This window comes from Acidovorax sp. WCS2018Noco2-16 (assembly GCF_031843945.1).
Taxonomy (GTDB): Bacteria; Pseudomonadota; Gammaproteobacteria; order Burkholderiales; family Burkholderiaceae_C; genus Paracidovorax.
The window spans coordinates 42,900-55,572 of record NZ_JAVTJJ010000010.1; the positions used below are offsets into that span (position 1 = coordinate 42,900).

Below are 12,673 nucleotides of genomic sequence, written 5' to 3' on the forward strand. Positions count from 1 at the left end.
ATGCCCGCTACCTCATCGGCGCACTCGACCGCGCCTGCCGAAGGCTCCTGGCTGGACGAATTTCCGGCGCGCATCGCCGCGCTGGACGCCGCCCATTTGCGCCGCAAGCGCCGCGCCGTGCGCCCGCTGCAGGGCGCGCATCTGGACGTGGACGGCCAGCCCATGCTGGCCTTCTGCAGCAACGACTATCTGGGCCTGGCCAGCCACACCGCGCTGGCGCTGGCCGCCTGCGACGGCGTGCGCGAATACGGCGTGGGCTCTGGCGCCTCGCCCCTGGTCAGCGGCCACAGCGTGGCCAATGCCGCGCTGGAATCCGACCTGGCCCACTTCACGCAACTGCCGCGCGCGCTGTATTTCAGCGCTGGCTACTCCACCAACACCGGAATCGTGCCCGCGCTGGTCGGTGACGGCGACGCGCTTTTTTCCGATGCGCTGAACCACGCCTGCCTGATCGACGGCGCCCGCCTCTCGCGCGCCAGCGTGCACCGCTACCCGCATGCCGACCTGGCAGCGCTGGGCGAACTGCTGGCGGCCAGCACGGCGCGCCGCAAGCTGGTCATCACCGACGCCGTCTTCAGCATGGACGGCGACGTGGCCGACGTGCGCGCGCTGCTGGCGCTGTGCGAGCGGCACGACGCGCTGCTGCTGCTGGACGACTCGCACGGCTTTGGCGTGTTGGGTCCGCAAGGGCGCGGCGTGCTGGCCGAGGCCGGCTTGAGCGGACGCAACGCATCGCCGCGCGTGCTGTACATGGCATCGCTGGGCAAGGCCGCGGGCGGAGCCGGCGGCTTCGTGGCGGGCAGCGACGTGCTGATCGAATGGCTGCTGCAGAAGACCCGCAGCTACATCTTCGCCACCGCAGCACCCGCTTTGCTGGCACGCGCCATGCAGGCGGGGCTCGACCAGATCGAGCGCGGCGGCGCGCTGCGCGCCCGGCTGCAGGAACGCATCGCGCAGCTGCGTGACGGCCTGGCGCCCGTGCTGCACGGCACGCACTGGCAGCTGGGCGCATCGCGCACCGCGATCCAGCCGCTGGTCATCGGCGGCAACGACGAGGCCCTGGCCGTGATGGAGGCGCTGCGCGCGCGCGGCCTCTGGGTGCCGGCCATTCGCCCGCCCACCGTGCCGGAAGGCACCGCCCGCCTGCGCATCGCCCTGTCGGCCGCGCACACCGAGGCCGACATCGCCCAGCTGGTAACGGCGCTGGCCGAACTGGCCCCTGCCCACGCCCCATCGAAAGCCTTTGCATGACCTACAGCGTCAAGGAAATCTTCTACACGCTGCAGGGCGAAGGCGGCCAGGCCGGCACGCCCGCGGTGTTCTGCCGCTTTGCCGGCTGCAACCTGTGGAGCGGGCGTGAAGAAGACCGCGACACCGCCATCTGCCGCTTCTGCGACACCGACTTCGTCGGCATCGACGGCACGCTGGGCGGCAAGTTCACCACCGCCGATGCGCTGGCCGACCAGATCGCCGCGCAGTGGCCCGCGCACGACGCAGCGCACCGCCTGGTCGTGCTGACCGGCGGCGAGCCGCTCTTGCAGGTAGACACAGCCCTCATCGACGCGCTACATGCGCGGCACTTCCGCATCGCCGTGGAAAGCAACGGCACCGTCAAGGCGCCCGAGGGCATCGACTGGCTGTGCATCAGCCCCAAGGCGGGCGCACCCTGGGTGCAGCGCGAAGGGCAGGAGCTCAAGCTGGTCTGGCCGCAGCCAGGGTTCGACCTGCAGGCGCTGGAGACACAGACCCGCTTTGCGCACCGCTTTCTGCAGCCGATGGACGGGCCAGAGCAGTCCGAGAACATCGGCCGCTGCATCGACGCCTGCCTGGAAAGACCGGCTTGGCGACTGAGCCTGCAAACCCACAAACTCACCGGCATCCGATAAGAGCGACTGACAGAACCCTTCTGGCGTTGTTGCCGCATCTTGTCGTACTACACGTACTGCCTGCGATGCGGCGCCTAGCCGGAACCGCTTCGCTGGGTTCTGCCAGCCGCTCTACCAACGTCTTTCCTTTTTGTTTTCCCTGGTTCTTCGCACCATGCAGTTCACCGTCCACCAACGCTTTTTCTTCGACGCCGCGCACACGCTGCAGCGCGAGATCGAAACCGAAGGCAGCCGTCGCATCCACGGCCACACCTACCATGCCGAGATCTCAGTCACCGGGCCGCGCCATCCGCAGACGGGCATGGTGATCGACCTAGGCCACCTGCGCGCGCGCTGCGCGCAGCTGCGCGAGCAACTCGACCACCACCTGCTCGACGAAGTGCCGGGCTTAGGCCCCGCCACGCTGGAGAACCTGTGCGTCTTCATCGCCCGCGCCCTGGCCGACCTGCAGCCCGCCCCCAGCCGCGTGCGCGTGTGGCGCGAGGGCGTGGGCGACGGCTGCGTGCTCGACCTCTGATTTCCGCTCATTTCTTTTTTTGCCAACCACGTTCAGGAGCCTTTCCATGCCGCATCTCACCATCGAATACAGCAACAACCTGCCCGACTTTCCTGAAGCGCAGGCGCTGACCGCGCTCAACGCCAGCCTGACCACCAGCCCCGAGATCCTGGACGAGGCCGACCTGAAGACCCGTTTCGTGCGCACCGGCAATTTCGAGATCGGCACCGCGCCCGCGCACCGCGCCTTCATCCACGCGCAACTGCGCCTGCTGGCCGGCCGTGGCCCCGAGGCCAAGAAAGACCTGGCCGGCCGCATCGCCGACGTGCTGCGCCCCTTGAGCCCTCGCCCCGAAGGCGTGCTGGTGCAGCTGAGCGTGGAGATCATCGACATGGACCGGCCCTCGTATGTGAAAGAACGGCTCTGAGCCCAGCGCCATTCAGTGAAGAAGAATCCGTTCGGGCTGAGCCTGTCGAAGCCAGGGCACGTGATTGCATAAGCCCTCGGGCAGGCACAGGGGAAACGGTTTAACTGACCGGCATTGGGCGCTGAACAAAATTCAAGCAAAAAGTGCCTCTAGCGCTTGATGGATAAGCGCCATTAGCTATGCTTTTAATAGCAAAATGATGTCGAGCACCAGGCGCCTGCGGTGCGTTGCCTGCCTGCGGCCTGGCGCCACCTGCCTGTGCGACGTGGCCGCGCCCGTCGCTCACCAAGCTGAGGTGCTGATCCTGCAGCACCCGCTGGAGTCCAGCCACGCCAAGGGGACGGCGCGCCTGCTGCACCTGTGCCTGCCGCGCAGCCGGCTGGAAGTGGGCGAGGTGTTCGACGTCGAATCGCTGCAGCGCTGGCTGGCAGCGCCCTGGGACGGCGCGGCGCTCGACACACCGCCCGATATCGGGCAGCGCACCGTGTTGCTGTACCCGCCCTCACCGCCCGACCCGGCCCTGCCTTTGATCGCCCCGCCCCCGCTACCCCCCGCATGGCTGGCCGGCGACCCCGCCGCGCTGCGGTTGGTGGTACTGGACGGCACCTGGCGCAAGAGCCGCAAGATGCTCTACCTCAATCCGCTTTTGCAGCAACTGCCCCGCCTGCTGCTGCCCGACTTGCCCGCACCCCGCTACCGTATCCGCCGCGCGCACGCGCCGCACCAGCTATCGACGCTGGAAGCCACCTGCACCGCGCTGGCGCATGTCGAAGGTAGTGCAGACCGCTATGCGCCCGTGCTGGATGCGCTGGAGGTTTTCATGGCACGGCAATCGGCGCGAGTTCCGCCGGCAGCCAGCCCCGCAAACTGTTGACGAACGCCCAGCCCTGCACGCGCGGCAGGTCGGGCAAACGCAGCACTTCTTCCGTCACGCGGCCTTCGCGCAGGGCCACCGCACGGCCCACACCGGGCAGCAGCCCACAGGCCAGCGGTGGCGTGATCCAGCGGCCGTCTTCCAACTGCGCGGCGATGTTGCCGAAGGTGGTTTCGGTGATTTCGCCCTGCGGGTTGTAGAGCAGCGTGTCGAACATGCCTGAGCCCGACGCGGGCGCGAAGGCGGCGTAGTGCGCGCGGCGCGTGGTTTTGTGCCGCACGAATTCGGTGTGGGCTTCCATCAGCGGACTGCCGGCGAGCGCCAGCCGCACCGGGCCGCCAGCGCCCGGTAGCAGCGTGAAGGCTTCGGCGCGCGGCTCGCCATCGGCGCGCAGCAGCAGCCGCGCGCGCCATGCACCCAGCGGGTGGGCCGCAGCCAATGCTTGCAGGCAGGCGTCGATGCGGCCGGCATGCCACGGCACGTTGAAGTGCGCGGCAGATGCCGCCATGCGGGCCAGGTGGTCGGCGCGGTGGCGAAAGGCGCCGTCCTGCAGGGCCAGGGTTTCCAACAAGTCGAAGGGCTCGCTGGCGCGCACGAGGAAGGCGCGCTTGTGGCGCCATTCCTGCCATTCGGCGTCGGCGCGGGCGCCGTGGGTAATGCCGCTGCCGATGCCGCAGCGGGCGTTGTCACCATGCAGCTCCACGGTGCGGATCGGTACGTTGAATGTGGCGGCCAGGCCGCCGCCCGGGCGCGGGCGCACCACGCCTAAGGCGCCGCAGTACCAGCCGCGCGGCGCGGGCTCCAGCGCGTGGATGGCCTGCATGGCGCGCACCTTGGGCGCGCCGGTGATGGAGCCGCAGGGGAAGAGCGCGCCGAACACGTCGGCCAGCGTAGTGCCTGCGGGTGTCTCGGCCTGCACGTCGGACGTCATCTGCCACACCGCCGGCAACGCCTGGGTGGCAAAGAGCGCCGGCACGCGCACGCTGTGCGGCGTGGCAATGCGCGAGAGATCGTTGCGCAGCAAGTCCACGATCATCACGTTCTCGGCGCGCTCCTTCGGGCTGGCGCGCAGGGCGGCGGCGGCGGCGGCGTCCTCGTTGGGCGTGGAGCCGCGCGGAGCCGTGCCTTTCATGGGACGGGCCAGCAGCTGGCCGCCGCCGTGGGCCATGCCACCGTCCTGCCAGTCGAAGAACAGCTCGGGCGAGACCGACAGCACCTGTTCCGCGCCCATGTCCAGGTAGAGCGCGTAGCCGCCCGGCTGGGCACGCTGCAGCGCCGCGAACAGCGCCTGCGCTGTGCCGGCGGCATCGGCCGCATCGGCGCCGGGGGCGGCCTGCACGCTGCCGTGCAGTGCGTCGGTGAGATTGACCTGGTAGTACTCGCCCGCCGCAATGCCTGCGTGCAGGGCAGCCATGGCGGCGTCGAACGGCGCGCGTTGCGGCTCGGTGTGCCATTGCACGGTGGGCTCGTGCGCGACCGGCGGCAGATTTGCTGGTGCGGGCCAGGGCTCGGGCGCGTCGAACACGGCGAACCACGCGAGCGGCTCGCCGGCAGGCACGGGGTGCGTGCGCAGTGCGGCGTCGAATGCGGCGGCGGCTTCGTAGCGCAAGCCGCCCACGCACCAAGCGCCTGCGCGCGCGGCGGCGTCCACTTCGCGCAGCACGGCGGGCACATCGGCCAAGGTGTGGGCCACCAGCGTGCGGCGCGGTGTGGCGGTGAAGGCGTGCCGCAGCCGCGCACCGGCCGCTGCGCCCTGCGGTTGGGTGAAGTCGAGCAGCACTTTTAAGGTCAAATCAGGCTCCAGCGCTTACCCATCAAGCGCAAGCAGCTATTATTTTTATAGCAAATGAATTATGCGGCGCCGATGTGCCGCACCAGCGTGCCGGCAGGCTGCCCGCTTTTCAGCGCGGCGGTGAAGGCCAGCATGCGGTCGATGGGGTGGCGCGCGCGCGGAATCAGGGCGGGCTCCACGTGCACGGCGTTGGCGCCGGTTTCCAGCACGCGCGCCACGTCGGTCAGGCCGTTCATCGCCATCCAGGGGCAGTGTGCGCAGCTTTTGCAGGTGGCGCTGTTGCCGGCGGTGGGCGCTTCGTAGAAGGTTTTGCCGGGGTTGAGCGTGCGCAGCTTGTGCATCATGCCGTTGTCGGTGGCGACGATGAATTCGGTGGCATCCAGCTCACGCGCGGCTTTCAAGATGGCGCTGGTGGAGCCCACGGCGTCGGCCAGCGCCACCACGTCGGCGGGGCTTTCGGGGTGCACCAGCACCTTGGCGTGCGGATGTTCGCGCTTGAGCGCTTCCAACTCCAGCGCCTTGAATTCGTCGTGCACGATGCAGGCGCCGTTCCAGAACAGCATGTCGGCGCCGGTCTCGCGCTGGATGTAGCCGCCCAGATGGCGGTCGGGCGCCCACAGAATCTTGTGTCCGGCGGCATGCAGCGCGCCCACGATCTCCAGCGCGCAGCTCGACGTGACGAGCCAGTCGGCGCGCGCCTTCACCGCCGCGCTGGTGTTGGCGTACACCACCACCGTGCGGTCGGGGTGCTGGTCGCAAAAGGCGCTGAAGGCGTCTTCGGGGCAGCCCAGATCCAGCGAACAGGTGGCGTCCAGGTCGGGCATGAGCACGGTCTTTTCGGGCGACAAAATCTTCGCCGTCTCGCCCATGAAGCGCACGCCCGAGACGATCAGCGTCTGCGCGGCGTGGTCACGCCCGAAGCGCGCCATCTCCAGCGAATCGCTGACGATGCCGCCGGTTTCCTCGGCCAGGTCCTGCAGGTCGGGGTGCACGTAGTAGTGCGACACCATCACGGCATTGCGCTCTTTCAGCAACTGGCGGATGCGGCCCTTCAGCGCCACGCGCTCGGCCGGCGCCGGCTCGGGCGGCACACGCGCCCAGGCGTGGTGGGTGGAGCAGGCCGCGCCTTGCGCGCCGTCCGCGCCTACGGCGGGCTGCTCGTATTCGACTGCCCTGACGACGATGGCGATGGGGTGGGTCATGGGGTGCGCCAGCGGCGGGGCCGGCTTGTTTTTTTATGAGCGAATCAGCGCGGGGCCGGCAGATGTCAACCCAGTTCCTGCACGCGCATGGAAAAGTCGGTCGCCTTCACGTCTTTGGTCAGCGTGCCGATGGAGATGCGGTCCACGCCGGTTTCAGCCAGCGCGCGCAGGCCTTCGAGCGTGACGCCGCCGGAAATTTCCAGAATCGCCCCGCCCGCCGGGTGCGCAGCGTTGATGCGCACGGCCTCATGGAGCAGCGGCAGGGGCATGTTGTCCAGCAGCACCATCTTGGCACCGGCCTGCAGGGCTTCGCGCAACTGCTCCAGCGTCTCGACCTCGATCTCTATGAATTGCGCCTGCGCGGCCACAGCCTGCGCGGCGCGCAACACGGCGGTGACGCCACCGGCCGCGGCGATGTGGTTCTCCTTGATCAGCACCGCGTCGTGCAGGCCGATGCGGTGGTTGGTGCCGCCGCCGGTGCGCACGGCGTATTTCTGCGCCAGGCGCAGGCCGGGCAAGGTCTTGCGCGTGTCGACGATCTGCGCGCGCGTGCCGGCGACTGCATCCACATAGCGGCGGGTCTTGGTGGCCACGGCCGACAGCAGTTGCACAAAGTTGAGCGCGGTGCGTTCAGCGCTCAGCAACGCGCGTGCCTGGCCTTCGATCTGCAGCACCACCTGGTCGGCCGTGCAGCGCTGGCCCTCCTGCACGTGCCAGGTCAGCTGTACGCCCGGGTCCAGCGCACGCAGGGCGGCTTCGGCCCAGGGCGCGCCGCAGATCACGGCGGCTTCGCGGGCCAGGATGCGGGCGCGCATGCGGCGGGCGGGGTCGATGAGGGCAGCGGTCAGGTCGCCGGAGCCCACGTCTTCTTCGAGGGCGCGGGCCACGTCGGCCTGCACCAGGGCTTGCAATGCGGCATCACCAGCGTTGTGGGCCGCTGTCTGTAACAGATTCGTCATGGGCCGCGAGCATACCGGCAACCCGGGCGCGGCAAAGGCCAGGCCGGGCGATCTTCTACACTGCCGCATCGTGACAATACGTAACCATTTCCAACGTTCACTATCGGCACCTGCATGCCGATGCGGCTTGGAGTTTTTCGCCTGGAGTTGCCGCAGCTCATGCGCTGGCTTGTGACCCTCGCAAAACGCTGGTCGGCCATCGCCCTGTGGCTGCTGGCCTGCCTGCCCGCGCACGCAGCTAGTCCGCTGCGTTTGCAGCCAGACGCTGGCGTGCTCAATGCCTGGAACGCCATCACTGTGCTGGGCGATGCCTCGCGCGAGCTGACGGTGCAGGACGTGCTGGGCCGGCTGAATGATTTCGAGCCGGCAGCGCGCACCGGCGGATCGCTGGGCGTGCGCCAGGAAGCCATGTGGCTGCGCATTCCGCTGGCGGTGGAGCAGGCGCCCATCGACCCGTGGGTGGTCGCACTGGACTACAGCTCGCTGCTGGAGGTGGACATCTACCTGACGCAGAACGGCCAGGTGCTTGCGCAGTCGCTGCTGGGCTATCAGCGCCCGCCGACCCAGGCCTCCCTGGCCAGCCGCACGCCGGAAATGCGGCTGAACCTGGTCGCGGGCGAGCGCTATGACGTGCTGATCCGCGTGCGCACGCTGGGCCCGATGATTTTGCCGATCACCGTGAGCGAACTGCCCGTACGGGCCCGGGTGGCTCTGCGCGAGCAGTTGCTGCAGGGCTTGCTCAACGGGCTGGCGTTCGGCTTGCTGATCTACAGCCTGCTGCAATGGGTGGGCCAGCGGGAGAAGCTTTTCGGGTACTACGCCCTGGTGGTGCTGGGCAGCGCCGGGTTCTCGCTGCAGTTCTTCGGCATCGGCGCGCAATTCCTGTGGCCTGGCAACCGCTGGCTGGAGGGGCACTTCGCCATCGCATCGGGTCTGGTCGCGCTGACGGGCTCGTTCCTTTTCCTCAGCCACGCGCTGGCGCCCGATGCGCCCCACGGGCGGTATGCGCGCGCCATGAAGGCTGGCGCGGCGCTGATGGCGCTGGCAGCCGTGGCCTTCGTGCTGGACATTCTGAGCGTGCGGGCCGCCACCATCATCGTGAGCCTGTTCGGCCTGGTGCCCTCGCTCATCAGCCTGCCGCTGGCGCTGCGGCGCACCCGCCAGCGCGACCCGATCGGCGCCACGCTGCTGGTGGGCTGGACCATCTACGCCGCAGCCGCCGCCATGATGGTGTGCCTGGTGCAGGGCTGGGTGCCGGCCAACTTCTGGACGCTGCACTCGTTCCAGTTCGGCGCGACGGCGGACATGCTGATCTTCCTGCGCGTGCTGGGCCTGCGCTCGGACGCCCTGCGGCGCGCCACGCACGAAGCCCTGGTCGAGCGCGACACCATGCGGTCGCTGGCCCACACCGATGCGCTGACCGGCTTGCTCAATCGCCGCAGCATGCATCTGGCGCTGCAATCGGCGCTGGAGCAGTGCTCGCCCACGCGGCTGGTGGCGGTGTACCTGCTCGACCTGGATGGGTTCAAGCCCGTGAACGACCTGCATGGGCATGACGTGGGCGACGAGTTGCTGGTGGCCGTGGGGCAGCGGCTGCGCGACACGGTGCGGCAGGCCGACGTGGTGGCCCGGCCCGGAGGGGACGAATTTCTGATCCTCGCACCCGACATCCACCAGCCCGACCAGGCACAGGCGTTGGGCCTGGCGCTGCTGCAGGCCTTTCTGGAGCCCTTCGCGCTGCGCCAGCGCCGGCTGCAGGTGGGCCTCACCATCGGCTATGCCCTCGCGCCGCTCGACGGTACCGACGCGCAGGAGCTCATCAGCCTGGCCGACGTAGCCATGTACCGGGGCAAGCAGGCGGGCAAGCACAGCCTGCACCGCAGCGAGAGCCCCGGATAGACTCGTGGCTCCTTTGTGACCCGAGGATTGCATGACCACGCCAACGCCCTCCCACACCGCCACGCCCTACGGCACCCTGCCGCCCGCATCGCCCTTGCCGCAGCGCCGGCCCGTCAGCCTGCCGCGCCTGGCGCAGATGCGCGAAGCGGGCGAGAAGATCGCCATGCTGACCGCCTACGACGCCACCTTTGCCGCGGTGGCCGACGCGGCGGGCGTGGAATGCATCCTGGTGGGCGATTCGCTGGGCATGGTCTGCCAGGGCCTGCCCAGCACGGTGGGCGTGTCGCTGGAGACCATGGCGTACCACACGGCCAGCGTGGCGCGCGGCCTGCACCGGGTGCAGGGCACCGCCTGGCTGATCGCCGACCTGCCCTACGGCAGCTATTCGGAAGGCCCGGAGCAGGCCATGCGCAGCGCCTGCGCGCTGATGCAGGCGGGCGCCCACATGGTCAAGCTCGAAGGCGGCGGCTGGACGGCGCCCACCGTGCGCTTTCTGGTCGAGCGCGGCGTGCCGGTCTGCGCCCACCTGGGCCTGACCCCGCAAACCGTGCATGCCCTGGGCGGCTACCGCGTGCAAGGCCGCAGCGACGAGGCCGCGCGCACGCTGCGCAGCCAGGCGAGCGAGCTGCAGGACGCTGGCGCCGCCATGCTGGTGCTGGAGATGGTGCCCGCGCTGCTGGCGCGCGAAGTCACCGACGCCCTGCCGCACTGCCACACCATCGGCATCGGCGCGGGCAGCGGCACGGCGGGCCAGGTGCTGGTGCTGCACGACATGCTGGGCGTGAACCTGGGCAAGAACCCCAAGTTCGTGCACGACTTCATGCAGCAGGCCGGCAGCGTGCGCGGCGCCATCGAGGCCTATGTGCAGGCGGTCAAACAGGGGCGATTTCCCGACGACGCGCTGCACGCCTGGTAACCCCACGGCCCATCTTTTCGCTCAGCTTTTCTTCTGCTTCTCGCATGATCATTGCCCATTCCATCGCCGATCTGCGCGCCGCCCTGGCCGGGCGCGGCCGCCCCGCCTTCGTGCCCACCATGGGCAACCTGCATGCCGGCCACATCGCGCTGGTACGGCAGGCCCAGCCGCTGGGCGACGTCACCGTGGCCAGCATCTTCGTGAACCGGCTGCAGTTTCTGCCGCATGAAGATTTCGACAGCTACCCACGCACTTGGGACAGCGACTGCGCCCAGCTGGCCGCCGCCGGTTGTGACGTGCTGTTCGCACCGCGCGAGGCCGATCTGTATCCCGAGCCGCAGACCTTCAAGGTGGTGCCCGATGCCGCCCTGGCCGACCTGCTGGAAGGCCACTTTCGCCCAGGATTTTTCACGGGTGTGTGCACCGTGGTGATGAAGCTGTTTTCTGCCGTGTTCTTCGGCAGCAGTGCGGGCGGGGGCGCCGGCATCGGCACGGCCGTCTTCGGCAAGAAGGACTACCAGCAGCTGATGGTCATCCGCCGGATGGTGGAGCAATTCGCACTGCCCGTCGACGTGGTGGCGGGCGACACGGCGCGGGCGGGCGACGGCCTGGCGCTGAGCTCGCGCAATGGCTACCTGAGCGCGGAGGATCGCCTGCGCGCCGTGCAGCTGTCGCAGGCGCTACGGTCATTGGCAGATGCCGTGGGTTCTTCATCTGACGCTGCCTCGCTGGCGCAGCTCGAAGCACAGGCACAGGAGCGTTTGCGCGCGCTGGGCTGGGAGCCCGACTACCTCACCGTGCGCCAGCGCCATGACCTGCAAGCACCCGCCGATGCATCAGCGCTGCGCGGCCCGCTGGTGGCATTGGGCGCAGCGCGGCTGGCCAGCACCCGCCTGATCGACAACCTGGAGTTTTGAAACAGCAGCCTTGCCAGCGGGACTCACGCCCCGCATAGGCCACCGCCTACAGCACGCCCGCACCCTGTCGCACAGTCCAGGCGAGTCTCCCCCGATAACGTTGAGCCATCCCTTCAACCCATTGATCAGGAGTACTTCATGCCCATCATCGCTTGGCTTCTCGGCGTCCCACTGTCTGTTGTTCTGCTGCTGATGCTGTTTGGCGTGTTTTGACAGACACCCATCGGTTCGCGGAGAAAATCAGGGCTGTTCCACAGCCGGGTCTCTTCCCATCAATGCGGCCACCGCTTCGGTAGGCCGCATTTTTGCGTCCAGCAGGTCCACAACGGCCTGCGTGATCGGCATGTCGATGCCCAGCGCCGCCGCCCGGTGCGCCACCGTCCGCGCGCTGTAGACGCCCTCGGCCACATGGCCCAGCGATGCGACGACTTCTTGCAGCGTCTGGCCCTGCGCCAGCAACAGTCCGACACGGCGGTTGCGCGACAGGTCACCGGTTGCGGTCAGCACCAGATCGCCCAGGCCCGACAGGCCCATGAAAGTGTCCAGCCGCGCACCCAGCGCCACGCCCAGGCGGGTCATCTCGGCCAGGCCGCGCGTGACCAGAGCGGCACGCGCGTTCAGGCCCAGGTTCAATCCGTCGCACAGGCCCGTGGCAATCGCCAGGACGTTCTTCACCGCTCCACCTACTTCGACACCTACGATGTCGTCGTTGGCATAGACCCGCAGGCTGGGGCTATGAAACGCTTGCACCAGCACATCGCGCACGGTGGCATGTTCGCTGGCGGCCACCAGCGCGGTGGGTTGCGAGCGGGCCACCTCCTGCGCAAAGCTCGGGCCGCTAAGCGCGCCTGACAGCAGCGTCGGGGCGGCTTGGGCACAGACTTCATGGGCCATCAACCCCGCGGCGCCACTGCCCGCTTCAGGCGCCTCAAAGCCTTTGCACAGCCAGGCGACAGGCGCCGTCACACCGGCCAACGCCGAAAGCGTCGCCCGCAGCGCAGCCATGGGCGTGGCGACCACGACCAGATCGGCCCGAGCCGCGAGCCTCAGAACGTCGCCGGAAGTCACCGCCAAGGAGTCAGGAAAAGGAAGGCCGGGCAGATAGCGCGAGTTTTCGCGCGCGGCCGCCATGGCGGCAGCCTGTGCGGCATCACGCGCCCAGAGCGTGACGGCATGCCCGGCGGGATGCGACGCGGCGCTCATGGCCATCGCTGTTCCCCAGGCGCCGGCGCCAATTACTATTAATTTCATAGCTATCAGCGCTTGATGGACAAGCGCCAGAGGCCAAAAAGACCTCTAAACGCC

At 68.8% G+C, this 12,673-nt stretch carries 12 protein-coding genes; 8 read left to right on the top strand and 4 right to left on the bottom strand.

What is annotated here, in order from left to right; translation table 11 throughout:
* From bioF to RQI28_RS16690, 5 genes are all read left to right on the top strand, one after another.
* Window positions 1-1,251, top strand: a complete 1,251-nt coding sequence (gene bioF, locus RQI28_RS16670) for an 8-amino-7-oxononanoate synthase (RefSeq protein ID WP_311222419.1) — start codon at window positions 1-3, stop codon at window positions 1,249-1,251.
* Window positions 1,248-1,886 carry a 7-carboxy-7-deazaguanine synthase gene (gene queE / locus RQI28_RS16675; protein ID WP_311222420.1) on the top strand — a complete coding sequence of 213 codons (639 nt, stop codon included), beginning with the start codon at window positions 1,248-1,250 and terminating at the stop codon, window positions 1,884-1,886. Before bioF ends, queE begins: the two co-directional genes overlap by 4 nt.
* A 154-nt stretch (window positions 1,887-2,040) precedes the next feature.
* Window positions 2,041-2,403: a 6-carboxytetrahydropterin synthase gene (locus tag RQI28_RS16680; RefSeq protein ID WP_311222421.1), complete on the top strand. Its 363-nt coding sequence runs from the start codon at window positions 2,041-2,043 to the stop codon at window positions 2,401-2,403.
* Between the two features lie 46 nt (window positions 2,404-2,449).
* Window positions 2,450-2,809 (top strand): 5-carboxymethyl-2-hydroxymuconate Delta-isomerase, encoded by a 360-nt coding sequence (locus tag RQI28_RS16685; RefSeq protein WP_311222422.1) that lies wholly within the window; start codon window positions 2,450-2,452, stop codon window positions 2,807-2,809.
* Between the two features lie 196 nt (window positions 2,810-3,005).
* On the top strand, window positions 3,006-3,683 hold the full coding sequence (locus RQI28_RS16690; protein WP_311222423.1) for a tRNA-uridine aminocarboxypropyltransferase: 678 nt from the start codon (window positions 3,006-3,008) through the stop codon (window positions 3,681-3,683).
* Here the strand turns inward: RQI28_RS16690 and RQI28_RS16695 are convergent.
* The 3 genes from RQI28_RS16695 to nadC form a co-directional block, all read right to left on the bottom strand.
* Complete coding sequence (locus tag RQI28_RS16695; RefSeq protein ID WP_311222424.1) at window positions 3,628-5,475, bottom strand: chorismate-binding protein; 1,848 nt, start codon at window positions 5,473-5,475, stop codon at window positions 3,628-3,630. The two genes, RQI28_RS16690 and RQI28_RS16695, sit on opposite strands and share 56 nt — an antisense overlap.
* A 59-nt stretch (window positions 5,476-5,534) precedes the next feature.
* Window positions 5,535-6,677 (bottom strand): quinolinate synthase NadA, encoded by a 1,143-nt coding sequence (gene nadA / locus RQI28_RS16700; protein ID WP_311222425.1) that lies wholly within the window; start codon window positions 6,675-6,677, stop codon window positions 5,535-5,537.
* Between the two features lie 65 nt (window positions 6,678-6,742).
* A complete protein-coding gene (nadC, locus tag RQI28_RS16705; protein ID WP_311222426.1) occupies window positions 6,743-7,636 on the bottom strand; it encodes a carboxylating nicotinate-nucleotide diphosphorylase in 894 nt (297 codons plus the stop codon).
* A gap of 171 nt (window positions 7,637-7,807) precedes the next feature.
* Here nadC and RQI28_RS16710 point away from each other — a divergent pair, with 171 nt between their 5' ends.
* Genes RQI28_RS16710 through panC form a run of 3 tightly spaced genes read left to right on the top strand, consistent with a single transcriptional unit; the run spans window position 7,808 to window position 11,368 of the window.
* The gene (locus tag RQI28_RS16710) at window positions 7,808-9,535 is read left to right on the top strand and encodes a diguanylate cyclase (RefSeq protein ID WP_311222427.1); all 1,728 of its coding nucleotides are present in this window, start codon (window positions 7,808-7,810) and stop codon (window positions 9,533-9,535) included.
* A gap of 31 nt (window positions 9,536-9,566) precedes the next feature.
* Window positions 9,567-10,451, top strand: coding sequence for a 3-methyl-2-oxobutanoate hydroxymethyltransferase (gene panB, locus RQI28_RS16715; protein WP_311222428.1), 885 nt, complete (start codon window positions 9,567-9,569; stop codon window positions 10,449-10,451).
* Between the two features lie 44 nt (window positions 10,452-10,495).
* Complete coding sequence (panC, locus tag RQI28_RS16720; protein WP_311222429.1) at window positions 10,496-11,368, top strand: pantoate--beta-alanine ligase; 873 nt, start codon at window positions 10,496-10,498, stop codon at window positions 11,366-11,368.
* Window positions 11,369-11,608: 240 nt separating this feature from the next.
* Here panC and RQI28_RS16725 read toward each other — a convergent pair whose 3' ends face one another.
* Window positions 11,609-12,619, bottom strand: a complete 1,011-nt coding sequence (locus tag RQI28_RS16725) for an NAD(P)H-dependent glycerol-3-phosphate dehydrogenase (protein WP_311222430.1) — start codon at window positions 12,617-12,619, stop codon at window positions 11,609-11,611.
* Window positions 12,620-12,673 lie beyond the last annotated feature (54 nt).

Bases quoted from the DNA above. Each gene is read 5' to 3' on its own strand.
- RQI28_RS16685 (WP_311222422.1), top strand. From the start codon at position 2,450: ATGCCGCATCTCACCATCGAATACAGCAACAACCTGCCCGACTTTCCT.
- queE (WP_311222420.1), top strand. From the start codon at position 1,248: ATGACCTACAGCGTCAAGGAAATCTTCTACACGCTGCAGGGCGAAGGC.
- RQI28_RS16680 (WP_311222421.1), top strand. From the start codon at position 2,041: ATGCAGTTCACCGTCCACCAACGCTTTTTCTTCGACGCCGCGCACACG.
- nadA (WP_311222425.1), bottom strand. From the start codon at position 6,677: ATGACCCACCCCATCGCCATCGTCGTCAGGGCAGTCGAATACGAGCAG.
- RQI28_RS16690 (WP_311222423.1), top strand. From the start codon at position 3,006: ATGATGTCGAGCACCAGGCGCCTGCGGTGCGTTGCCTGCCTGCGGCCT.
- panB (WP_311222428.1), top strand. From the start codon at position 9,567: ATGACCACGCCAACGCCCTCCCACACCGCCACGCCCTACGGCACCCTG.
- bioF (WP_311222419.1), top strand. From the start codon at position 1: ATGCCCGCTACCTCATCGGCGCACTCGACCGCGCCTGCCGAAGGCTCC.
- nadC (WP_311222426.1), bottom strand. From the start codon at position 7,636: ATGACGAATCTGTTACAGACAGCGGCCCACAACGCTGGTGATGCCGCA.
- panC (WP_311222429.1), top strand. From the start codon at position 10,496: ATGATCATTGCCCATTCCATCGCCGATCTGCGCGCCGCCCTGGCCGGG.
- RQI28_RS16725 (WP_311222430.1), bottom strand. From the start codon at position 12,619: ATGAAATTAATAGTAATTGGCGCCGGCGCCTGGGGAACAGCGATGGCC.